Here is a 23,084-nt window from a genome sequence, read left to right as displayed (position 1 = left end):
GTAAAACATATATACTGGAACAGTATAGCACAAATAAAAAGATCGTGAAAGCCCCCCAAATCGCGAATCCGGCTTTTTAGCGAGATTTCCGGTTCATGTTTTGATGACTTTCCCACCAGGGGATGTTAAAATGAGGGTAACAGAAGGGATACATTTTGAAGGATTTCGAAGGAGAAAAAACATGATAACAATGTTGAACCGAAAAGAGCTTATCAGTACATTTGATATGAGAGTACAGTCAGAGATACGCGACATCCTGGTGCAGAACCATATTGATTATCAGATCAAGGTCGTGAACCAGAAGAGCGCACCGCCGATAGGCCCCGGGGTGAGAGCCTATACGGGAACTCTGGGCGGGAAGCTGGAGTTTGAAGATGAGTATATTATCTATGTGAAAAAAGAAGAATACGATGCTGCGTGGGAAGTGATCAAGGGGGTGGATATGCGGGGCGGACGGTAGCAAAGGGGTCAGCAAAGGGGTCAGACCCTTTTGCGGTCCGTTTTCAGAATATTCTCAAATTAACGCCCTTATCAGAGGTGAATCTCCGGTTTTCACTGATATAAGTTAAGTTTGTTGAAGTATTGGGGAAACAGATACTTTTTCAAGAATTAGAAAGAAATAGAATATATAGAAATAGTAAAGGAGTTTAGGTATGCCAAAGTTAAGAAAAATGCTGGGAGATGTGGATTCAGAAGAATGCCTTGCCCTTATGCATTTGATTGAAACACAGAATAAGAACACACTGGCAGCGTGGGCTGTTGGTTATGCAAAAGAGAATTATCTCGGGATTTATGAAAGAGAATTTCCTGGGGATAATAGACTGGCGGTTGCAGTATCGGCCTGTGAGGAATATCTGGCAGGGAATAAAAAGCTCAGTGAGATCAAACCCATCTTAAAGGAGGCTGGCATAAGTGCCCGGGATGCCGTTGAGAGTCCGGCTGGACAGGCCGCAGCCAGGGCTGTTTCCACCGCCTGCGGTACTGTGCAGACACCGACGAATGCGCTCGGGTTTATTTTTTACGGTGCAGCAGCCACTGCATACAGCCAGGCAGGGACGAGTGAGTCCAGGGAAATATATGACCAGCTGGCAAAAGAGGAATTTAAAAAGGCCTATGAGTCCTTGAAAAGGGCAGCGGTAGCGGATGAAGTGAATCCTGTTAAAGTGAAATGGAACTGTTGAACTGCAAAGGGGTCAGACCCCTTTGCAGTCCATTTTCAGAATATTCTCAAATCAATACCCCTATCAGAAGAAAACCCCAGGTATCAGACGTTATTGTCTTTTACCTGGGATTTTTTAAAGCAATTCTTTATTTTTCTGAATGGTCTCCTGAATGATATTCTGGACATAATTCCCGATATGTTTTTTCTCTTCTTTTTCCAGCTGATCCGGGTAGATGGGCTTTCCATATTCAATGATCACATGTACCCTTTTAATCTTTGGAAACTGCTTTTCAAAGATTGCGCAGGTGTTATTCATGGAAATCGGCACAATCGCGCAGTTGGTCTTTGTGGCAATCTTGAAAGCACCGTCCCTGAATGGAAGCATGCTTAGTTCTTCCCCCTTATTGCGTGTGCCCTCCGGGAAAATACAAATGGAGATTCCCTTTTTTACATAATCGATCGCCTGCAGGATGGTTTTAAGTCCTTCCTTTGGATTTTCCCGGTCAAGGAAAAGGCAGTATAGATAGCGCATCCAGGTGGAAAGAAGCGGGATATGCTCCATCTCCTTCTTCGCTACATATCCTGTCAGACGTCTGCAGCGGGAATAGGTCAGCAGGATGTCAAAAAAGCTGCGGTGATTGCCGATAAACAGTACTGGCTCATCCGGAACGTTTTCCTCGCCGATCACAGTTGTTTTCACACCTGTTATTTTCAAAATCACTTTGAATGCCCACTGGACGATACGAAGAGAGCTTTTGTCCCTTTTTTCGCGGTTGAACTTACCAATTACCCACTCCACGAAAAATACTGGTATCGAAAGTATAAGGAACGATACCAGGAAAATAACGATACAGATAAATCTAAACATAAAGAAATACCCTCTTTTCTACTAATTTATTTATGTAAAATACGAGGTTCACCCCTCGCAGTCCGCTTTTACAATTATACTAAAGCTGACGGCAAAAGACAAGCTTTCCGAGAAGGCAGCCGACATATTTTGCATAATTTTGCACAAATATCATGTATAGATCATACAGGTAAACTTAACCCGGCTTTTTATTTGGGCTGTCCGTTTCATGAATCAGCCGGCCAGTCTTTGAATGACCGGCATTTGATTTGACTGTAATAAGAATAATCCGGACTGCCTTTTAATATGATAATAGAGAGAATATACCGCGGAGATTGGATATGGAATATAGGTTACAGCCATCTGGAAATCCCATAATACCAGTCTTAAGGGCAGGAGTACTGCGCAGAAGGCTTCGATACCTGATATTTTTGGCAGGATGTCTGATGGCCCTGATGCTTTCGGGATGTGTTTCCCGCCCCCAGAAAACAGAGAAGCTTAAGGATCTGAAATTTACAGTGATGGATAAGGAGAAGGTGCCGGATGAATTAAAGGCGGCAATTCTGGAAAACCGGGATATGCCTTTTAAGCTGACCTATGCTGACCAGGGATATCTGTACATTGCGGAGGGATATGGGCCGCAGCAAAAGAGCGGGTACAGCGTGGAAGTGACGGGGCTTTATGAAACAGAAAATGCTGTTTATATACATACGAATCTGCTGGGGCCTGAAAAGGGCGAGAAAACTCAGGATGTGGTCACCTATCCTTATGTGGTGGTGAAACTTGAATTTATTGATAAAAATGTGGTGTTTGATTAGAGGAGGAAGCATATGGAATTGATTAAAAAGCAGGTACATTATACACAGGAAGGAAAACGCACATTTGACCAGTTCTATCTGGATGAAGATTATAATGTCCCGGATGCGAAGGAAGACGTACAGCAGATCATTCAGGGGAACGGAACTGTAAAAATAGAAGATATCAAATTGGTGGAAAATTACATACGCATTTCGGGGAAGCTTTATTTTCAGATCCTTTACGTGACGGCCACCGGAGACCCTCAGCCGGCGGTTTTGGACGGCAAGATCCCATTTGAGGAAATGGTTTATACCGATGGGGGAGAGATGGAAAGCTATTTTATCCAGAACATCCGGGTGGAATTCACATCTAATCTGGTCCACTCCCGGAAACTGAGCATCCGGGCCATGGTCGAGATGGAGATAGGCAGGGAGAAGCTGGAGGATGAGGAAACAACGGTAGATATAGATAGTCCGGTCCCGATTTTTAAGAAAATGAAGCGGGTAAATCTGCTGGAGCTGCATACTACAAAAAAAGATACCTACAGGATCAAGGAGGAGATTACTCTGCCCGGTACGAAGGAAAGAATTGGCCAGCTTTTACTGACAGATGTAAGCAGCAGAAAGCTGGAAATCCGCCTTGGGCAGGATGAAATGCAGTTAAAAGGGGAGCTGCTCGTTTTCTGTATGTATCTGTCTGAAGACGGGAAGACAGACTGGCTGGAGCAGACGGTTCCCTATGAGGGAAGGATCGAGTGCGGAGGCGTGGAGGAAGGGATGTATTATTATGTCCACAGCAGTCTGGAGGATACGCTTGTTGATATCCGTATGGATGAGGATGGGGAAATGCGCCTGCTCGGCATTGAGGGGACGCTGAACCTGAGGATGAATATTTATATGGAAGAGGAAATGGAACTTCTGGAGGACCTGTATTCCCTGGAGCAGAACTGTAGTTTTGAAACAAGGGAGGCGGTCTATGAAGAGCTGCTTGTTCAGAATTATTCCAAATGTAAGGTCACGGAGAGGCTTTCCCTTCCGGAGCTAAAGGATGATGTACTGCAGATCTGCCACAGTGAGGGCAGCGTGCAGATCGAACATATGGAGCAGGCCTCAGAGGGAATCCAGATCGAGGGCATCCTTCATATTTCCTTCCTGTATCTGAGAGCAGATGACACGATGCCATTTGGCGGCTGGCAGGGAATGGTCCCATTTTCCTATCTGCTGGAATGCCCGGGAATGTCTGAGGATGTCCGTTATAATATTTCCTATCATGTGGAACAGCTTTCTGTTAACCTGGCAGGCAGTGAAGCTGTGGAAGTAAAAGCGGTGCTGGCCTTTGACACCTTTATGCGCAAACCGGTGCCGATGCAGGTGATCACGAATGTGGAATTGACCCCTATTTCTATGGAAGAAATGGAGCGTCGGCCGGGAATCGTCGGATATATCGTAAAAGATGGGGATGAGCTCTGGAATCTGGCAAAAAATTATATGACAACAATAGAAGGGATTAAAGAAATTAACGAGCTGGAAAGTGATTCAATTAAGGCGGGAGATAAACTTCTGATCTTTAAGGAAAATATGAGTATACTATAATGAAGCACACTATAATATAGAAGGTCTGCACAGCCCAATATTTGTGATTGTGTGCACCTGAAAGGGAAACATAAGCTAAAGCATTGAAAGTAGTGCAAAACAGGAGGGAAAAGATTGATTTTTAAGAAAAATGTGGTTATACTGTGGGTATAATGTATACAAGATACAAAGGAGGACAAAGGATGAAACGGCTACCTGAGAGTGCAGCAAAATCTGCACAACCTTCTGATGGGCAGGCGCTTAGAGGAACCCGGAAGAGGATAGAATTAAAGGCACTTGCAAAAATTAATCTTGGATTGGATGTACTTGGAAGAAGAGAGAATGGCTATCATGATGTACGCATGGTAATGCAGTCTATCTATTTATATGACGATGTAAAAATTGAGCGGACGAAGGATCCGGGGATTGAAGTGAAGACAAATCTGTATTTTTTACCCACGGATGAAAATAATATCGCATATAAGGCGGCAGCAATGTTGATCGAAGAATTTCAGATCGATGAGGGGGTTATGATTACACTGGATAAACACATTCCGGTGGCAGCAGGTATGGCGGGCGGCAGTTCCAATGCCGCCGCTGTCCTGTTTGGTATGAACAAAATGTTCGGCCTCGGACTGTCCCAAAAGGAATTGATGGAAAGAGGCGTGAAGCTGGGAGCTGACGTGCCTTACTGCATCATGCGCGGGACCGTTTTGGCGGAAGGGATCGGGGAAGAATTGACGGTGCTTCCTGCGATGCCAAAATGTACAGTGCTGGTTGCCAAGCCGGCCATCAGCGTGTCTACAAAGGTGGTATATGAGGCGCTGGATTCTAAAGAGATCGTCAGTCATCCTGACATCGATGCACTTCTGGAGGGACTTGAGAAAGGCAGTCTGCGCAGGATTGCAGCCGCAATGGGAAATGTACTGGAGGACGTGACAATCCCAATGTATCCTGTAATAGAAGAAATTAAAAATGCAATGAAAGAGGAAGGGGCGTTGAATGCGATGATGAGCGGCAGCGGCCCGACTGTATTCGGATTGTTTGAAAATAAGGCGCAGGCAAGAAAAGCACAGGAGAAGATCCGTGAAAAGGCATTGGCAAAGCAGGTGTATGTGACCAATATTCACGGGGCAAGGAGGAACGAATATGGAGCCTAAATTCGAAGTGACAATGAATGAATACCTTCCCCTGAGAGATGTTGTGTTTAATACATTGAGACAAGCCATCCTGCGGGGGGAGCTAAAGCCCGGCGAGCGGCTTATGGAAATTCAGCTCGCCAATAAGCTGGGGGTGAGCCGCACTCCGATCCGTGAAGCAATCCGTAAATTGGAATTGGAGGGCTTAGTTCTCATGATTCCAAGAAAAGGTGCAGAGGTGGCAGAGATCACAGAAAAGAATCTCAGGGATGTTCTTGAGGTAAGAGGCGCGTTGGAAGAGCTTGCGGTCCGTCTGGCCTGCGACCGGATTGACAAGGAAGGAATAGAAAATCTAAAGAAAGCCGCAAAAGGTTTCGAAGCCGTATTGGATAGTGAGGATATCACCAAGATCGCGGAGGCGGATGTGGCATTTCACGATATCATCTACCTTGCAACGGACAATCAAAGGCTGATCCAGCTTCTGAATAACCTGCGTGAGCAGATGTACCGCTACCGGGTAGAATACCTGAAACAAAAGGAATGGCATCCAAAACTCCTGGCAGAGCACCAGGATATCATCCGTGCTATTGAAAACAGAGAACGGGATAAAGCCGCCAGTATTACAAGCCAGCACATCGACAACCAAGTCGAGGCTGTCATTGATATACTGCGCCATAAAGATGAATAAAATGAGAATATTCTGACAATGGAGAGCAAAGGGGTCAGACCCCTTTGAAATCCTCCCCAGTTTGTATAAAACAAAAAGTTCTGTCAATACTCCATATATAACAAAAAGCATCTGAATGGAGGAATATACATATGGACAGAACATATATAGAAAAGCATGCCAACAGGATCATTTTGATTCTGGCGGTCATGATCGCAACTATCATCACAGGGGTTTTTAGCTGGCGTATGCAGCTGTCGGTTCAGGCTGAGACGCAGGAACATTTGGCATCGGAGGTGCTGCGCTTTCATATTCTGGCAAACAGCGACAGCGAAGGGGATCAGGCGCTCAAGATGAGGGTGAAGGATCAGGTGATCGCATATTTGGAAAAGACGCTGCCCAAGGGCCTGGACGTAGATAGGACTAAGGACTGGATGCGCAGGCATACGGACGAACTGGAGAATGTAGCCGCAGCGGTCATTGAAAAAGAGGGACAAGACTACCCGGTAAGCGCTGCAGTGACGACCTGTTATTTTCCGGAAAAAACATATGGGGATGTAACTTTTCCGGCTGGAAATTATGAAGCGCTGCGTGTGGAGATCGGTGCAGCGAAAGGCCATAACTGGTGGTGTGTCCTGTATCCGAATCTCTGTTTTTTAGATGCTGCAAATGCTGTGGTACCGGAAGAAGGGAAAAAGGAATTAAAAAGTGTGCTGACTGAGGAAGAGTACTCCCAGGTTACGGCACAGTCAGACTTTAAGATAAAATGGTATTTTCTGGAGAACTTAAAATAAGATCCTGGCTGTGGATAAACAGCCGGATATGTGGATAAAAGAACTTCGGGAATCAGACGGAGGGGAAAATGACTGAATTTTTGGTGAAATGTTTTGTAAAAGATTACGAGCATGTAGAAAAGGTGTCCGTGCGTACAGCTTATGGAGTGTTATCCAGTATGGTGGGCATCTTTTGTAATGTCTTATTATTTGTAGTAAAATTTGTGATCGGGCTTGTGCTGCACAGTGTTGCAGTCATGGCGGATGCGTTTAACAATCTGTCGGATGCCGGCTCATCCATCATTAGTTTTATTGGGGTGAAAATGGCAAGCAAGCCGGCTGATGAGAATCATCCCTTTGGACATGGACGGATGGAGTACATAGCCGCTTTGGTGGTGGCATTTTTGGTGCTGGAGGTGGGATTTACTTTTCTGAAGGATTCCTTGGGAAAGATCAGAAACCCTGAAACATTAAACTTCCAGCTGATGTCTGTAATCATTCTGCTTTTGTCCATAGCCGTAAAACTATGGCTGGGGGTATTTAACAGAAAATTAGGGCAGAAGATCGATTCCAAGGTTATGATGGCGGTATTTACAGATTCTATGGGAGATGTGATCACAACGGGAGCGACGATCCTGTCTGTTGTATTTTTTGCGTTAACAGGTATTAACATTGATGGCTTCGTAGGAGTAGGGGTTGCCCTGGTAGTCATGTGGGCCGGTGTGGGAATCGCTAAGGATACACTGGAGCCTTTGATCGGTGAGGCTGTTGACCCGGATCTTTACACAAAGATTAAAAGGTTTGTTGAAAAATACGACGGGATCGAAGGTACACACGACTTGATCGTACACGATTACGGCCCGAACAGGAGCATGGCCTCCATTCATGCAGAGGTTCCCAACAATGTAAATATTGAGATCTCACATGAGATCATCGACAGGATAGAACGTGATGCAGTTGAAGAACTGGGGATCTTTCTCGTTGTCCACATGGACCCGATCGAGACAGAGAATGAAGCAGTGTTGAGGCTTCGTACCCAGGTAGAGGGGGCGCTTAAGGGCTTGGATGAAAATTGCAGCATTCATGATTTCCGTGTGGTGGAAGGTCAGGAGCAGATCAATCTGATCTTTGATATGGTGGTGCCTATTGCATACAGTGATGAACGGAAACGCGAACTTCATGAAAAACTGGCAGCTGTACTTCGTGAAACGGATTACCGCTATCGGTGCGTGATTACGATAGAACATAGTTTTATGGCAAATAAGGACGAGGACTAAGCCACGAATCTGATCGGTATAGGTATATGATCAGTACATGTATATGATCAATACATTGTATCAGGAGAGTGACCGAAACAGAACATATAAAGGAAAGAAGGATAAAACATGTATTCATTTGACAGTAGAGTAAGATACAGCGAGATTGACCACAGAGGGACACTCACCCTGCCGGGGTTAATTAACTATTTCCAGGACTGCAGTACCTTTCAGTCAGAAGACATCGGTCTGGGGCTGGAAGTACTAAAGAAGCGGAAAAAGGCATGGATTCTTTCCTATTGGCAGGTTGTGGTGGAGCGTTTCCCGGAAATGGGGGAGCAGATCACTGTAGGGACATTCGCAAGCGGGTTCAAGGGACTCTATGGCGACCGGAATTTTATCATGGATGACGCGCAGGGGAATCGCATTGCTTATGCTAATTCCATCTGGGTGTTTATGGATACGGAGAAAGGGAGGCCGACAAGACCCAGTGAGGAGGACATTGTGCCATATGGGGCAGAGCCGCCTCTTGAGATGGAGTATGAGGGGCGCAAGATAAAGCTTCCTGAAACGAGTGAGAGCCTTCCGTCATTCCCTGTACGGAAATATCATATCGATACAAATGAACATGTGAATAACTGCCAGTATGTCCAGATGGCTCTGGAAATCCTGCCGGAGAATCTGAAAATACATCAGCTGCGGGTGGAGTATAAGAAATCAGCGGTGCTGGGGGATGTGATCTATCCAAAAGCTGCGTATGAGGCTGAGCGGACAGTTGTGGAACTGTGCGATGCGGAGGGAAAACCGTATGCGGTGATCGAACTGAAAGGAGAATAAAGCAGGGATATTTATAATGGATAAAAGGAGGGAAAAAGGTGTTTGATATATCTAAATTTGATGAATATCGAGAAGACAATAGAAGAGAAGTCAAAAAGGCCAAGGGCGGACTTCCAGCAAGTCTTTGGGAAACATACTCCTCTTTTGCAAACTGTTATGGCGGTGTTATAATTTTAGGAGTGGCAGAAAACTCAGATGGAAGTTTTAGAACTACAGGTTTGGAGAATCCGGCTAAACTTTTAAAGGAATTCTGGGATCTGTTAAATAATAGAAGGAAGGTAAGTATCAATCTTCTTCGTGATGATGATGTTAAGATATATGAAGAGACGGGCGGAGTCATTATGGTTATTAATGTTCCGAAAGCCAGGCGGGACCAAAAGCCGGTTTATATCAATCATGACTTATTTACTGGTACTTATCGCAGAAATTGGGAGGGAGATTATCTCTGTACGAGGAATGAAGTGCTGGCAATGCTTCGCGATCAGCCAGAAGAGACTGCCGATATGAAGGTACTGGACAGTATTACGCTTAAAGATTTGGACTATGATACAATCCGTGGATACCGTAATAGACATATGGCTTATAAACCAGGGCACCCGTGGGAAAAATTAGATGACGAAAAATATTTAGAAAGGCTGGGGGCGGCCGGAATTTCAAAAGAGGATGGGCAACTTCATCCAACAGCGGCAGGATTATTGATGTTTGGAGAAGAATATCTGATCGTCAGAGAGTTCCCGGAATACTTTCTGGATTTTCGGGAAATGCTTGATCCTAAGATACGCTGGACCGATAGATTACAATCCAGTTCAGGAGAATGGAATGGTAATTTATTTGAGTTTTATTTTAGGGTCTATAATAAATTGATTAAAGATATAAAAGTCCCTTTCAGGATCGAAGGTGGGTCAAGGATTGATGATACTCCGGTACACAAAGCTTTACGAGAAGCTTTGGCAAACTGTTTGATTAATACAGATTATTATACAGGGAGAGGCATTGTTGTTAGAAAAGAGCCTGATTGTATTATTATGGAAAATCCAGGAGATGTACGCACAGGAAAGAATAAAACCAAAAGGTGCAGGTTAGTAAAAAAATAAAAATACATGAACAGTATAGCAGCGGAATCGGAGGGAAGTAATATTTCTTTATGAATTCCGCTGCTTTTTTCAATCATAAGCCGCACATTTTACTATGGAGTTACGTTAATCATATTGTAGGAGTTGTTTTGAAATTGTCATGGGGGTCAGACCCCTTTGCAAAGGGGTCTGACCCCCATGACAACTCTACAACAATTTCTACAATTCAACGAAAAGGAGGGATCCCCGCGTGTTTACGGGACTGGAAGAGGATTACGAGAAAATATACCGGTATTGTTACATGAAGCTTAAGCACCAGCAGACCGCAGAGGACATTACGCAGGAGACCTTTCTTTGTTTCCTGGAAAATTGTACATACAAAGAAATGGGCAGGCGCCTGCCTTTTCTTTATACGATTGCCAGAAATAAGTGTATTGATCATTACCGTAGAAGGCAGAGCGAGGAGCTGGATGAAAACATGGCGGGTGACATGAATCCGGACCTGGAAGTTTCACTTGATCTGCAGCGGGCGGTGGCTGAATTAAGTTCAGAGGATCAGGAATTGATTTTTTTGAGGTTTGTGAACGAGGTGCCAGTGAATGACATCAGTAAAATTCTGAATATTTCCCGCTTTTCTGTACGCCGGAGAATTCAGAGTTGTCTGAAAAGATTAAAAACAAGCCTGGGAGAGGATTTCTGATTTTATCTGAAAAAGCAGAACAAAAGAGAATAAAGCAGAATAAAAGAGAATAAAACAGAACAAGAATCTGCCAGGAGAGAGGAGGAAACAGTTTGAAGAGAAACGGAGAAGAGGATCTCACAAGAGGTTTGAAACAATTATATAGAGCCCCTGCTCCAGAGAGGAAAGCAGAATTCATCAAAGGAGTTGAACGACAGTTAGAACAGGATGCGGAGACAGCGGGAATTTCTACGGCGCAGTTCATCTGTCAGCAGATCCCCTACATCAGAAAATGGAACTGGCTGCTGGTGGGCGTGGGGTTTTTGATCACTCTGCTTGGTGTCAGGTATATTGACAGGCAGGCGGTGTGGGCAATGGCGGCATTTGTACCATTTCTTGCACTTGCGGCGGTATCGGAGGGGAGCCGATCGATTCAGTACGGCATGGAGGAACTGGAACTGGCCTCCAGGTTCTCACTCAAGGCGATTGCTGCCTCAAGGCTTCTTCTGCTGGGGGTGAGCAATCTGGTCCTGCTGGCGGTATCTATTCTGATCGTCGGTAACAGGGACCATGCAGGCATTTTATTCAGCGGAGCAGTCATCATGATTCCCTATCTGCTGGCGGCATTCGTCAATTTCTTTCTTGTAAGACGGATACGCGGCAGGGAAAGTATCTATGCCTGTCTTGGCGGGACCGTACTGATCAGCGGGACGAATCTTTTGATGAGCCTGTCAGAGAAATCTGTCTATGCAAACTTAAGCGGAATGAGTATCCTGCTGATTTTTGCAGCGGCAGTGGCTTTGACTGTGGAAGAATGTGTAAAATTCATGAGACAATCGGAGGAATATAAATGGAGTTAATGATAGATAGACTGACAAAGCAGTATACAAATAAAATCGCCGTAGACCGGGTCTCCATGACATTAACGCCGGGAGTATATGGTCTTCTGGGTGCCAACGGAGCGGGAAAAACAACCCTGATGCGCATGATCTGCGGTGTGTTGAAACCAACAGGGGGAACGGTAACTTTACAGGGGATGTCTGCTTCCAGCGAGGAATACCGGGACAAACTCGGTTACCTGCCTCAGGATTTCGGGTATTACCCCGACTTTACGGGGCTGGATTTTCTGATGTATATGGCCCTTTTGAAAGGGGTAAATAAGACTGCAGCACGAAAAAGATGCCGGGAATTACTGGAGATGACCGGGCTTTTCGGAATGGAGAAGAAAAAGATCAAGACTTATTCCGGCGGGATGAAACAGCGTCTGGGAATCGCGCAGGCACTTCTGAACCGGCCGAAGCTTCTTGTGCTGGATGAACCGACGGCAGGTCTGGACCCGAAGGAGAGGGTGCGTTTCCGGAATATGATCGCAGAGCTGGGGAAAGAGAATATTGTGCTTCTTTCCACGCACATTGTGTCCGACGTAGAAGAAATCGCGGACCGCATCCTCATGATGAAGGAGGGACAGCTGATATTCAACGGGACCGTTGATGCTGTCGGAGAAAAACTGGAGGACTTTTATCTGGAGCAGTTCGAGGAGGATAGTATATGAAGAATTTCTGGGCGTTAACAGGACTTGAATATAAGAAATTATTGAAGCGGAAGATCATACGGATCACATTGGCGGCTCTCACTGCATTTGCTGTGTTTTCCGTATGTGGATCTCTGCTGGGAAATGTATATGTAGAAGGGGAAGTGGTGAGCACACATTATGAAATGATTCAGCGGGACCGCAAAGCAGCGGCACAATTTGCGGGAGAGAAAATAGATGCAGGGTTGTTAAAGCGTCTGGCAGATCTCGAAGAGAAGGATCCGGATTCCATACCGGATGATTTGTTTTCCTTTGTCCTGACTATACGGAAAAATGCCGGCAAGACAGATCATCTGGAAGAAAATACATACAGGTTTGACGGGGATCTGTATCAGACGAGAACACAGGGGATTGAAAAAAACTGGAAATCTAAATTTTCTTCGACAGGAGAAAAGGCAGAACTAGGGGCGATGAATGAAAGAATAGAGACTCCTTTTACATATGGTTATGCGAAAGGGTATGAGAAAATGATCCGGCTGGAGTATGCTCTTGCGGTGCTGCAGGGGCTGCTGATCGCAATCTGTATTCCTATGATTTTTGCGGAAGAGCATCAGAGAAAAACTGCACAGGTAATCATGTGCAGCAGACTTGGGCGAAACACCCTGTTCCACGCAAAAATATTTACCGGGGTTACATTCTCCATTCTGGCTACGCTGCTTTTGTTTGCCGCGATGCTGATCCCTTCGGCATTGATTTATGGGATGAACGGGTTTAGGACGCAGATACAGATATACTTCCCAATGCTGCCATGGAATCTGAATATGGGGGAGATGCTGCTGATCCTTCTTGGAATCGGAATCATGTCCGCAGTGCTCGAAAGTATCATTGCCATGTTCCTGGCGGAGAAATTCAGGAGCAGTACAGTACCGATGGCAGTCCTGGTAGGCTTTCTGATTCTGAGCAGTTTCATATCGATCCCGGATCAGTACAGAGTGCTGTCCAGAGTGTGGGCCTGCATCCCTGTGAATCTTATGAATGCAACGGATGCATTTGGTGACAAACTGATCTCAGTGTTTGGGAATTATGCCGGAATCTGGCAGGCGGGTCCAGTCTTTTACCTGTTTATCAGCATTATACTGACCGGGATCGTGTACTACATTTACAACACATATCAGGTCAAAGAAAAATAGGCAGTCTACCTCTTTCTATAAATCTGTATCAGAAAAAATACCATTGGTCCGAACGTGAGCAGGAGAGAACCGGGAGTGAACCAGCCGGGCAGCGGGCGGACCAGGGTATCGTTATAAGTGATGTAAGTAAAAATGAACACCATGACAAATTTCAGGGTCACGATCATATTTTTTATAACAGAATAGATCTGTACCTTATTTTTCTTCGTTATTTCCACACCAGTATTCCAGATCTCAGGATACTTTTCGAGCAGTCCAATCCCAAGATACATAAATACAGCTACAATAGGGCAGAAAAGAAGGGTATATTTACTTCCCCAGCTGTCGATCTCACCGGCGCCGTTATAGTGCTTTGGTATCTGGTCCGGTATCTGGCGCCACATAATGAAGAGCCAGACAAAGATCCCTGCGAGTAGAAGCAGGCAGAGAAAATTCACAATGCGATGATATTTGGTACGGGGAACTTCAATTTTCTTATCCATAAAAATACCGCCTTTCCATGTTAATATTCTGAAAATCATCCCGCAGCTGCTGCAGGATAGATTCTATCAGCCTGGCTGTATCGGTGTCTTTAAAAATCTGGGTATCAGAGCACAGGTCTTCCGGCAATTCAGTTCCCTATGCCTGCTTGGCTTGTCGGGAGCGTGAACATATACCGCCTTTACCATGTCATTCAAAACAGCGGGCGTTATCTTCGTAAATACGCTTGAATAAGCTGTCCAATTCCTCAATTGGCCGTTCCGTTTGCGTCAGCTGCCGCCGCTTTGCCGAAGTTCTTGCTTGTGCAGTAATACAGCTTTCCCCCACAGTCGGTACAACGTACAATGCCGGAGAACAGATTTGTCTTGCCTGTCCTGGGCAGTCAGCCAATACAGGATTGTATATTCTCATTTTAACGATCATTGTCTTTTTTATCAATATCTTTATGTAAATTATCCTGTTCCATAAGCCGTAAAACCTTGCTCGGCAACGCTCTTTGTCCGTCATAACTGCCCGTAAAATGGTAGAGTGTCCTGCCCGAATTTATCACGACTTCACGCTTTGGCAATTCATAGGCAAGCGGATTTTTTTACCACGATATGCCCGTTTTTGAGTATTCTTTTCCGTTTCATTCCTTTCTGTTCTTTCCCCTGAAATCAGTGTTTTCAGTTTCGTAGCAAGCATAGGAACAGGATAGCCTGTTCAGTATTTTGCCCTGCAAAACGCTTGTTGGGAAGTTTCCCAAACCCTCATTTTGTCAGCCCCTTAAATTGCAGGAGCAGCCGACGCTCCAATCTCCAGACTTCTTCCATAAGCTGTTTTATCTCGTCCATGTCGTTGGCGTAAATGCGTCCTGTTTCATTGATACGCTTTGCAATCTGATTAATGTTCACGTCTATTTTCTAAAAATACCAAATAGAACGTTGATTTTGGACAAAAAAATATTACAGCGCATATCAGCTGCAATACCATATTATTGCTTATAATTAGTTTTCGCGAAAGCCTTAAAATCATATTCCACCTTTCTGCTATGGACATGTGCAAAATCAGCTTGAAGTATACAAAACATCAAGTATAATGATATACAGGTGGTGATAAGATGTTTAGAATAGGTGAGTTTTCAAAGCTAACGCAAGTATCTATTCGTATGCTTCGATATTATGATGAAGTGGGGCTGTTAAAAGCAGCAGAAGTCGATAAATGGACAGGACATCGAATGTATTCAGTCACTCAAATACCCCGTCTAAACAGAATACTATACTTGCGTGACAGCGGTTTTAATGTCTCTGAAATTGCTCTTGCGCTTGAAATGGACGATTGTTTACTCCTTAAAATGCTTGAACAAAAACAATTAGAAATTGAGCAGACAATACAAAACGAACAGGAAAAAATACGGAAAATTGCGATTGCTAAAAATGAAATTCAAGGAAACAAAGGAGAGCTTCATTACAACATTTCCATTAAAGCGATACCAGAGTATCAAGTCCTATCTTTACGCAGAATTGTCTCTACATACTACTCCGAGGGGGATTTATGGAATGAACTTTCTACTTTTGCCAAAGAACAGAAAATAGAAATTTCCAATCGGACTTTTACTGTTTATCACGATATAGAGTATAAAGAACAAAATGTAGATATTGAATTATGCGCCCCTGTAAGTAAACTATGCAAAGATACTGCCCCATTCTGCTTCCGTACTATTGAGCCTGTACCCATTATGGCTTGTATAATGGTATATGGTCATTTTTCAAATATCAAAAGAGAGTATATTGCTTTTGCTGAATGGTTACAAAAAAATAGTGAATATCGAATGTCAAACCCTATGCGACAAATTGTGCATAGAGGGGGGTGGAATGAAGAAAATCCGACAAAGTACCTGACCGAAATTCAAATACCTTTGGAATTTCAAACGTAATGTCCTGCAAAAATGCAGGGCATTTTTATTTTTTCTCTTGTATCTCACATGATGTGAGGTATTATACTGAATTCACAACAAAAAACAGGAGGTACGATATGAAAAATTATCCGTTAAAACCTATTGGAAAGGTAAAGAATGATAACAACGGAGCATTTATTGAATTAGAGCCGGAATATATTCCCGGACTGCAAGCATTGGAGGGATTTAGCCATATCAATGTAATGTGGTGGTTTAGTGATTGTGATAATTCGTCAGACAGAAACATATTGCAAACCGAACAGCCCTATAAAAATGCGCCGTCCGTAATGGGGGTTTTCGCCACAAGGTCGCCCGCCCGTCCTAACCCTATTGCTTTGACAACATCAGAAATTAACAGCATTGATTTTAACAAGGGAATTATACAAGTTACTTTTATCGACGCAAATGACAATACTCCCGTACTGGATATAAAACCGTATACACCGAGCTTTGACAGGGTAGAAACACCCGGTGTTCCCGTATGGTGCAGCGAGTGGCCGAGAAGCACAGAAGCGTCCGGCAGCTTTAATTGGGAACAAGTATTCAATTTCTAAGGGGGCTTTATGAAACTGCAAGATTATGTCCAGAATAAACCGATACTTGAAACAGGCAGGCTTCTATTACGTCCTTTGCAATATGATGATGTTGCCGATTTGAAAGAATGGTTGAACGACAATTCATTATATCAATATTGGGGGAAACGTCCCGGAAAAAGCGACTTAAACCCAGAGCTGCTATTTCAAAAAAAGGAGCGACCTACAAAGAGTTTTCATTGGGGGATTGTTCATAAAAAGGACGGCAAGGTAATTGGTGAAATTTGGGTATATCTCATTGAAAATTACCGTATGGCAAAAGTGGCGTTCCGGCTTTCTCCAACCTATCAAGGAAATGGTATTATGGCAGAAGCCTTAACAGAAGTAGTGATTTTTTGTTTTGAAAAAACAGAATTACAACGTCTATGGTCTGATGTTCATGTTCTAAATGTTGCGTCATATAAAACACTTGAAAAAGCGGGTTTTAAGCGGGAGGGGCATATTCGGGATGGAAAAATGGTAAATACTTATTGCGACTACTATTTGTATGGTATGACGAAAAACGATTATTATGAAACAGAGGGTATGACACAGCCGCCCAACGGTAAATAAAAAAACGTTGTTATGTCGGCAGGATAGATATGCCACTAAACAAAATACAATAACCTAACGGCAGTTTTGAAATCATAATCAAAGCCGCCGTTTTCCTTTTCAAAATTAGATTTACAGGGGGCTTGATAAAGTCGCCTTTTTTGAGGATATGGCGGTATTGGCAGCTCGCTTTGTTAAAAAAACATTTTGATATTTCAATATTTAGAGGAGCAACGCTATCTATGAGTTGTTCCTCTGTTATAGTGTTGTTAAGGTATTCTCTAAATATTTTGCTATATTGCTCTGCCGCCGATATAATATTGTCTGGAATCTGTGCGGGACTGATTATTGTCTTATCCATCGTACTTCAGAAAATCGAAAAAGAGCTGTCTAGCCAATGATGGCCGCTGTCAGCATAAAACACCGCCTGCATTTATTCCCAGAAAAATATTTGCTAATTCCGGGGATTCAAGTTATACTTACATAGTATGATACCAGGGGCAGAATACCTTTTGACCAGAATAGAATAAGTAAGAACAGAGAAGCATTGACATAGTATAAGTTTTAGATAACAGACGGGAAGGAGAGGAAGCATATGAAAGATCAGAACTGCGCATATTGTATAGAAGGGGAACTGGTAGACGCGTTTGGAATCAAGATCTGTGAACTGGAGAGTTCTAAGGTATACCTTTTTAAGGAGCAGAGTCACCCGGGGCGTGTGATCGTCGCTCACAAGGAACATGTAAGTGAGATCGTAGAATTATCTAAGGAGCAGCGCGCAGTGTATATGGAGGATATCGCGAAGGTGGCCGATGTACTTCATAAGTTGTTTCACCCGGACAAGATCAACTATGGAGCTTACGGAGATACGGGACATCATCTTCACTTCCATCTGGTTCCCAAGTATAAAGAGGAGTATGAGTGGGGCGGTGTATTTGCCATGAATCCGGGAGAGAAGTATCTGACGGAGGAAGAATATACAGAGCTGATCGAAAAGATCAGGCGTGAGCTGGAAGTATAGTAAAGTTTTATGGAAAAGTAATAGAAGGAGATTGATAGATGAAGTTAGGTGAAAAACAGGTTTTAACTGTTGTAAAGAAAGTAGATTTTGGGGTGTATCTCGGGACGGATGAGGAACGGGTTCTTCTGCCGAAGAAGCAGGTCCCGGAGGGGATCGAGCCGGGGGATCCGGTGGAGGTTTTCCTATATAGGGATTCTGATGACAGGATGATCGCTACTACGAATGAGCCGAAGATCACACTCGGACAGCTTGCAGTCCTCAAGGTTGCCGATGTAGGGAAACTGGGGGCGTTCCTGGACTGGGGATTGGAAAAGGATCTGTTCTTACCATTTAAAGAACAGACAGCGAAGGTACAGAAGGGTGACTCCTGTCTGGTATCTCTTTATATCGATAAGAGCAGCAGGCTCTGCGCTACAATGAAGGTTTATCATCTTTTATCTACGGATTCCCTGTATAAAAAGGACGACAAGGTCAGTGGTATCGTATATGATACCAGTGATGAATTCGGGGTGTTTGTGGCGGTCGATAACCAATATTCGGCATTGATCCCGAAGAAGGATGTCTGCGGCGGTCTGAAAGTCGGCAGGGTTGTGGAAGCACGTGTAACGGCAGTGAAAGAGGACGGCAAACTGGATCTAAGTGTGCGTGACAAGATCCCGGAGCAGATGGATAAGGATGCACAGTATATTATGAAGGTGATTCAGGGATATGACGGGGAGCTGCCATTCACAGACAAGGCTGACCCGGAGACCATTAAGACTGAATTCCATATGAGCAAGGCTGCTTTCAAGCGTGCGGTGGGGCGTCTTTTGAAGGCAGGGAAGATTGAGATTCTGGAAAAAAGCATCCGGGTCCGGTAACAAAACGGCAGGCATGGCCGCGTGGCGGTCTAAGGAATCCGCCATGCAAGCTCAATTCCGCGATAAAGCCGCTTCATTTCGCTTCGGCTAAACGCCGTATGAGAAGATTCCAGGGATCTGTGCTTAGTGAACAGGCTCCCACGCACAGCACCCTGAAATCTTCCCGCATGGCTAAATAGTGAAAAAAGATATTGCAATCCCCCTAAAATACGGTATAATGGGAGAGTAAGAAGAAGCAGATTGAAAGGAGATTGAGTAAAATGAAAGTACAGAACATCACAGACATAGACGCATTTTTCAAGGTAGTTGATCAGTGTAAAGGAAGAGTAGAATTAGTAACAGGCGAGGGAGACAGACTGAACTTGAAGTCAAAGCTTTCTCAGTATGTTTCCATGGCGAACATCTTCTCTAACGGTGAGATTCCGGAGCTTGAGATCATTGCATATGAAAAAGAAGATACAGATAAGCTGATTGGTTTCATGATCAATGGTGGACAATAAGATCAGCAGAACATAAGTAAGAAGGAAGCATATAGAAGGGTAGTCTCTGTTAGGGACCACCCTTTTTTGACATAGAGACAGGCAGCAGAGGTGAACAATGGATTTTGCACATTTACATGTCCATACAGAATACAGTCTTCTGGATGGTTCGAATAAGATAAAAGAATACGTTGCGAGAGTAAAAGAGCTGGGGATGAACAGTGCCGCGATCACGGACCATGGAGTGATGTATGGCGTGATCGACTTTTACCGTGAGGCGAAAAGCCAGGGGATCAAGCCGATCCTTGGGTGTGAGGTGTATGTGGCGCCGAATTCCAGGTTTGACAGGGAGATCACCGGAGGCGAGGACCGCTATTATCATCTGGTTTTGCTGGCGGAGAATAATACGGGATATGCGAATCTGATGAAGATCGTATCCAAGGGATTCGTGGAAGGATACTATTATAAGCCGCGTGTGGATAAAGAGCTTTTGCGTAAACATCATGAGGGAATCATTGCATTGAGCGCCTGCCTGGCAGGAGAGGTGCAGCGGTATCTCACGAAGGGATTATATGATGAGGCGGTCAAGGCGGCCCTGGAGTATCAGGATATCTTTGGAAAGGATAATTTCTTTCTGGAGCTTCAGGATCATGGGATTCCTGATCAGGCCTTTGTCAATCAGCAGCTTTTGAAAATGTCCCAGGAATTGAATATTGATCTGGTAGCCACCAATGATGTGCATTACACGTATGCGGAGGATGAGAAACCTCATGATATCCTGCTCTGCATCCAAACCGGCAAGAAGCTGGAGGATGAGAACCGGATGCGTTACGAGGGCGGACAGTATTATGTCAAGTCCCCGGAGGAGATGGCGCAGCTGTTTCCCTATGCTATCGAAGCACTGGACAATACCCAGCGGATCGCTGACCGCTGCGAGGTCGAGATTGAATTTGGCGTGACTAAACTCCCGAAATACGATGTGCCGGACGGTATGACATCCTGGGAGTATCTGAATAAGCTTTGTTATGAAGGACTAGAAAAGCATTATGGCGATCCGTCTCCGGAATTGAAGGATCGTCTGAAATATGAGCTGGATATCATTCGGAATATGGGGTATGTGGATTATTTTCTGATCGTGTGGGATTTTATCAAATATGCCAGGGACCATGGCATCCCGGTGGGACCGGGGCGTGGGTCTGCTGCGGGAAGTATCGTTTCCTACTGCCTGGAGATCACGAATATCGATCCCATCCGCTATCAGCTTCTGTTTGAGCGTTTCCTGAACCCGGAACGTGTGTCCATGCCCGATATCGACGTCGATTTCTGTTATGAAAGACGGCAGGAGGTCATAGACTATGTGGTACGCAAATACGGCAAGGACCGGGTGGTGCAGATCGTAACCTTCGGTACCCTGGCGGCACGCGGTGTGATCCGCGATGTGGGACGCGTGATGGATCTCCCATACGCGTTTGTGGATACGATCGCGAAAATGATCCCGACGGAACTGAATATAACGATCGATAAAGCACTTAAGATGAATCCGGAACTTCGTAAGACCTATGAGACGGATGAGCAGGTGAAGTATCTGATCGATATGTCCAGACGTCTGGAAGGGCTTCCAAGGCATAGCTCCATGCATGCTGCCGGAGTCGTGATCAGTCAGAAGTCAGTGGATGAATATGTTCCGCTTTCCCGCGCACAGGATGGCTCTATCACGACGCAGTTTACTATGACAACATTGGAAGAGCTGGGACTTTTAAAGATGGATTTCCTGGGGCTTCGTACCCTGACAGTAATCCAGAATGCGGTGCATTTAGCGAAAGACAAGATACCGGATCTGAATATGGATCAGATCAATTATAATGACAAAGAGGTCCTCGACTATATTGGAACAGGAAAGACGGATGGTATTTTCCAGTTGGAAAGTGCCGGGATGAAAAGCTTTATGAAGGAGCTAAAGCCCCACAGCCTGGAGGATATCATCGCCGGAATCTCACTGTACCGCCCGGGGCCGATGGATTTTATCCCGCAGTATATCCGGGGGAAAAATGATGCGGCCTCGATCACATATGATTGTCCTCAGCTGGAGCCCATTCTGGAGCCGACCTATGGCTGTATCGTGTACCAGGAACAGGTTATGCAGATCGTGCGTGACCTGGCAGGGTATACACTGGGACGAAGCGATCTTTTGCGCCGTGCCATGTCCAAGAAAAAGGGAGATGTCATGCAGAAGGAGCGGGAGATCTTCGTACACGGCGATCAGGAAAATGGTGTTCCCGGATGTATTGCCAACGGGATCGATGAAAAAACGGCCAATAAGATCTATGATGAAATGATCGACTTTGCAAAGTACGCGTTCAATAAGTCCCATGCGGCGGCTTATGCGGTCGTTGCCTACCAGACAGCATACCTGAAATACTACTATCCGGTAGAATTTATGGCGGCTCTTATGACATCCGTGATTGAAAATCCACCGAAGGTGGCAGAATATATCTATGCATGCCGTCAGATGAACATTCAGATCCTGCCGCCGGACATCAATAGGGGAGTCGCGAATTTCTCTGTGGATGAAGGGCATATCCGCTATGGGCTTGCAGCCATCAAGGGGGTCGGAAAGCCTGTCATAGAGGCGATCGTGGCAGACAGACGGGAGTTCGGGCCGTTTAAGAATCTGGAGGATTTTATCAGCCGGCTGTCGGTGAAGGAGATCCTGAATAAACGTGTCATCGAAAACTTTATCAAATCCGGTGCACTGGACGGTCTCGGAGGTACAAGAAAGCAGTTCATGAGCATTTACATCCAGATCGTGGACCATGTGAACCAAGAGAAAAAATACGCCATGACAGGCCAGATGACACTGTTCGACCTGGTAGATGATGAGCAGAAGAGTGAGTTTGAGATCAAGCTTCCTGATGTAGGTGAGTATACGAAGGAAAACCTTCTGGCATTTGAAAAGGAGGTCCTGGGTATCTACATCAGCGGACATCCTCTGGAAGAATATGAGGAAAAATGGCGTAGGTCGATTTCCGCTACCACAGCGGATTTCCAGCCGGATGAGGAGACGGGCAGGACGAAGGTACATGACGGTGCCCGGGAGATCATCGGAGGGATGATCACGGATAAGACGGTGAAACACACAAGGACAAACCAGATGATGGCATTTTTGACGGTGGAGGACCTTTTGGGGACCGTTGAGGTGGTCGTATTTCCGAGGGATTATGAGAAGAACCGGGTGCTTCTCGAGGTAGATAACAAGGTGTTTATCAAAGGCCGTGTATCAGAAGAGGACGAGAAAGCAAGCAAGCTGATCTGTGAGAGGATTATCCCATTCGAACAGACGAAGAAGGAATTGTGGATTCAGTTCCCGAGTAAAGCGGCATTTCTTGAGGAGGAGCAGATCGTATACGGATATCTGGCGGATTCTGAGGGGGAAGATGAGGTAGTCATTTACTGCCAGGCGGAACGTGCGGTGAAGCGGCTTCCGAGGAACCGCAATATCAGCATCGGGCAGCAGGTGTTGGGCAGATTAATGAACCATTACGGCGAAAAGCGGGTAAAAGTGGTAGAAAAACCTATTGAAAACCATATATAAATAGGTTAGAATAATACCCGAAGTGTTAAAAAATAAGCAAAGTAGGTTCTGGAGCAGTGTCAGGGCTTA

Annotated in this window: 26 protein-coding genes; 21 read left to right on the top strand and 5 right to left on the bottom strand. The window is 44.9% G+C overall.

Annotated features, from left to right (window positions below; translation table 11 throughout):
• The first annotated feature begins 181 nt into the window (after window positions 1-181).
• Together AC4OGX_RS02695 and AC4OGX_RS02690 are read left to right on the top strand one after the other, a co-directional pair.
• A complete protein-coding gene (locus AC4OGX_RS02695; RefSeq protein WP_493328277.1) occupies window positions 182-460 on the top strand; it encodes a hypothetical protein in 279 nt (92 codons plus the stop codon).
• Window positions 461-653: 193 nt separating this feature from the next.
• Window positions 654-1,181: a putative immunity protein gene (locus AC4OGX_RS02690; protein ID WP_493328276.1), complete on the top strand. Its 528-nt coding sequence runs from the start codon at window positions 654-656 to the stop codon at window positions 1,179-1,181.
• Between the two features lie 114 nt (window positions 1,182-1,295).
• Here AC4OGX_RS02690 and AC4OGX_RS02685 read toward each other — a convergent pair whose 3' ends face one another.
• A complete protein-coding gene (locus AC4OGX_RS02685; protein ID WP_493328275.1) occupies window positions 1,296-2,030 on the bottom strand; it encodes a lysophospholipid acyltransferase family protein in 735 nt (244 codons plus the stop codon).
• A 320-nt stretch (window positions 2,031-2,350) separates the two neighbouring features.
• On the opposite strand from AC4OGX_RS02685, the gene AC4OGX_RS02680 reads away from it, so the two are divergent.
• The 12 genes from AC4OGX_RS02680 to AC4OGX_RS02625 all read left to right on the top strand — a co-directional run bounded on the left by AC4OGX_RS02680 (window position 2,351) and on the right by AC4OGX_RS02625 (window position 13,523).
• Complete coding sequence (locus AC4OGX_RS02680) at window positions 2,351-2,827, top strand: protease complex subunit PrcB family protein (protein WP_493328273.1); 477 nt, start codon at window positions 2,351-2,353, stop codon at window positions 2,825-2,827.
• A 12-nt stretch (window positions 2,828-2,839) separates the two neighbouring features.
• On the top strand, window positions 2,840-4,399 hold the full coding sequence (locus AC4OGX_RS02675) for a DUF3794 and LysM peptidoglycan-binding domain-containing protein (protein ID WP_493328272.1): 1,560 nt from the start codon (window positions 2,840-2,842) through the stop codon (window positions 4,397-4,399).
• A 182-nt stretch (window positions 4,400-4,581) separates the two neighbouring features.
• The gene (ispE, locus tag AC4OGX_RS02670) at window positions 4,582-5,538 is read left to right on the top strand and encodes a 4-(cytidine 5'-diphospho)-2-C-methyl-D-erythritol kinase (protein ID WP_493328271.1); all 957 of its coding nucleotides are present in this window, start codon (window positions 4,582-4,584) and stop codon (window positions 5,536-5,538) included.
• Window positions 5,528-6,205: a GntR family transcriptional regulator gene (locus AC4OGX_RS02665; RefSeq protein ID WP_493328270.1), complete on the top strand. Its 678-nt coding sequence runs from the start codon at window positions 5,528-5,530 to the stop codon at window positions 6,203-6,205. Before ispE ends, AC4OGX_RS02665 begins: the two co-directional genes overlap by 11 nt.
• A gap of 131 nt (window positions 6,206-6,336) precedes the next feature.
• A complete protein-coding gene (gene spoIIR / locus AC4OGX_RS02660; protein ID WP_493328269.1) occupies window positions 6,337-6,978 on the top strand; it encodes a stage II sporulation protein R in 642 nt (213 codons plus the stop codon).
• A gap of 68 nt (window positions 6,979-7,046) precedes the next feature.
• Window positions 7,047-8,234 carry a cation diffusion facilitator family transporter gene (locus AC4OGX_RS02655; protein WP_493328268.1) on the top strand — a complete coding sequence of 396 codons (1,188 nt, stop codon included), beginning with the start codon at window positions 7,047-7,049 and terminating at the stop codon, window positions 8,232-8,234.
• 108 nt (window positions 8,235-8,342) lie between these two features.
• Window positions 8,343-9,050 (top strand): acyl-[acyl-carrier-protein] thioesterase, encoded by a 708-nt coding sequence (locus tag AC4OGX_RS02650; protein ID WP_493328267.1) that lies wholly within the window; start codon window positions 8,343-8,345, stop codon window positions 9,048-9,050.
• A 38-nt stretch (window positions 9,051-9,088) separates the two neighbouring features.
• Window positions 9,089-10,144: an AlbA family DNA-binding domain-containing protein gene (locus AC4OGX_RS02645; RefSeq protein WP_493328266.1), complete on the top strand. Its 1,056-nt coding sequence runs from the start codon at window positions 9,089-9,091 to the stop codon at window positions 10,142-10,144.
• A gap of 229 nt (window positions 10,145-10,373) precedes the next feature.
• Window positions 10,374-10,823, top strand: a complete 450-nt coding sequence (locus AC4OGX_RS02640) for an RNA polymerase sigma factor (RefSeq protein WP_493328265.1) — start codon at window positions 10,374-10,376, stop codon at window positions 10,821-10,823.
• 92 nt (window positions 10,824-10,915) lie between these two features.
• Window positions 10,916-11,662: a hypothetical protein gene (locus AC4OGX_RS02635; RefSeq protein WP_493328264.1), complete on the top strand. Its 747-nt coding sequence runs from the start codon at window positions 10,916-10,918 to the stop codon at window positions 11,660-11,662.
• Window positions 11,653-12,354: an ABC transporter ATP-binding protein gene (locus AC4OGX_RS02630; RefSeq protein ID WP_493328263.1), complete on the top strand. Its 702-nt coding sequence runs from the start codon at window positions 11,653-11,655 to the stop codon at window positions 12,352-12,354. Before AC4OGX_RS02635 ends, AC4OGX_RS02630 begins: the two co-directional genes overlap by 10 nt.
• Window positions 12,351-13,523: an ABC-2 transporter permease family protein gene (locus AC4OGX_RS02625; protein ID WP_493328262.1), complete on the top strand. Its 1,173-nt coding sequence runs from the start codon at window positions 12,351-12,353 to the stop codon at window positions 13,521-13,523. The genes AC4OGX_RS02630 and AC4OGX_RS02625 overlap by 4 nt, the downstream gene beginning before the upstream one ends.
• Window positions 13,524-13,528: 5 nt before the next feature.
• Here AC4OGX_RS02625 and AC4OGX_RS02620 read toward each other — a convergent pair whose 3' ends face one another.
• From AC4OGX_RS02620 to mobC, 3 genes are all read right to left on the bottom strand, one after another.
• Window positions 13,529-14,005, bottom strand: a complete 477-nt coding sequence (locus tag AC4OGX_RS02620; RefSeq protein ID WP_493328261.1) for a DUF1648 domain-containing protein — start codon at window positions 14,003-14,005, stop codon at window positions 13,529-13,531.
• A gap of 245 nt (window positions 14,006-14,250) precedes the next feature.
• Window positions 14,251-14,349, bottom strand: coding sequence for a hypothetical protein (locus tag AC4OGX_RS02615; protein WP_493328527.1), 99 nt, complete (start codon window positions 14,347-14,349; stop codon window positions 14,251-14,253).
• Between the two features lie 403 nt (window positions 14,350-14,752).
• Window positions 14,753-14,896 carry a plasmid mobilization relaxosome protein MobC gene (mobC, locus tag AC4OGX_RS02610; RefSeq protein WP_493328260.1) on the bottom strand — a complete coding sequence of 48 codons (144 nt, stop codon included), beginning with the start codon at window positions 14,894-14,896 and terminating at the stop codon, window positions 14,753-14,755.
• A 206-nt stretch (window positions 14,897-15,102) separates the two neighbouring features.
• Here mobC and AC4OGX_RS02605 point away from each other — a divergent pair, with 206 nt between their 5' ends.
• From AC4OGX_RS02605 to AC4OGX_RS02595, 3 genes are all read left to right on the top strand, one after another.
• Entirely contained in the window at window positions 15,103-15,918 is an 816-nt protein-coding gene (locus AC4OGX_RS02605; RefSeq protein WP_493328258.1) for a MerR family transcriptional regulator, read from the top strand.
• A gap of 98 nt (window positions 15,919-16,016) precedes the next feature.
• Complete coding sequence (gene tsaA, locus AC4OGX_RS02600) at window positions 16,017-16,493, top strand: tRNA (N6-threonylcarbamoyladenosine(37)-N6)-methyltransferase TrmO (RefSeq protein WP_493328256.1); 477 nt, start codon at window positions 16,017-16,019, stop codon at window positions 16,491-16,493.
• Between the two features lie 9 nt (window positions 16,494-16,502).
• Window positions 16,503-17,084, top strand: coding sequence for a GNAT family N-acetyltransferase (locus AC4OGX_RS02595; protein ID WP_493328255.1), 582 nt, complete (start codon window positions 16,503-16,505; stop codon window positions 17,082-17,084).
• 10 nt (window positions 17,085-17,094) lie between these two features.
• Here the strand turns inward: AC4OGX_RS02595 and AC4OGX_RS02590 are convergent, their stop codons facing one another.
• On the bottom strand, window positions 17,095-17,424 hold the full coding sequence (locus tag AC4OGX_RS02590; RefSeq protein WP_493328254.1) for a hypothetical protein: 330 nt from the start codon (window positions 17,422-17,424) through the stop codon (window positions 17,095-17,097).
• A 234-nt stretch (window positions 17,425-17,658) separates the two neighbouring features.
• Here AC4OGX_RS02590 and AC4OGX_RS02585 point away from each other — a divergent pair, with 234 nt between their 5' ends.
• The 4 genes from AC4OGX_RS02585 to AC4OGX_RS02570 all read left to right on the top strand — a co-directional run bounded on the left by AC4OGX_RS02585 (window position 17,659) and on the right by AC4OGX_RS02570 (window position 23,015).
• Window positions 17,659-18,084, top strand: a complete 426-nt coding sequence (locus AC4OGX_RS02585) for an HIT family protein (RefSeq protein WP_493328253.1) — start codon at window positions 17,659-17,661, stop codon at window positions 18,082-18,084.
• Between the two features lie 38 nt (window positions 18,085-18,122).
• Window positions 18,123-18,944, top strand: coding sequence for a CvfB family protein (locus AC4OGX_RS02580; RefSeq protein WP_493328252.1), 822 nt, complete (start codon window positions 18,123-18,125; stop codon window positions 18,942-18,944).
• 260 nt (window positions 18,945-19,204) lie between these two features.
• The gene (locus AC4OGX_RS02575; protein WP_493328251.1) at window positions 19,205-19,444 is read left to right on the top strand and encodes a polya polymerase; all 240 of its coding nucleotides are present in this window, start codon (window positions 19,205-19,207) and stop codon (window positions 19,442-19,444) included.
• Between the two features lie 97 nt (window positions 19,445-19,541).
• Window positions 19,542-23,015 carry a DNA polymerase III subunit alpha gene (locus tag AC4OGX_RS02570; protein WP_493328250.1) on the top strand — a complete coding sequence of 1,158 codons (3,474 nt, stop codon included), beginning with the start codon at window positions 19,542-19,544 and terminating at the stop codon, window positions 23,013-23,015.
• Window positions 23,016-23,084 lie beyond the last annotated feature (69 nt).

This window comes from Faecalicatena sp., assembly GCF_058819085.1.
The sequence above is the reverse complement of the archived record's forward strand: the minus strand, read 5'-3'. Positions and strand labels throughout refer to the sequence as shown.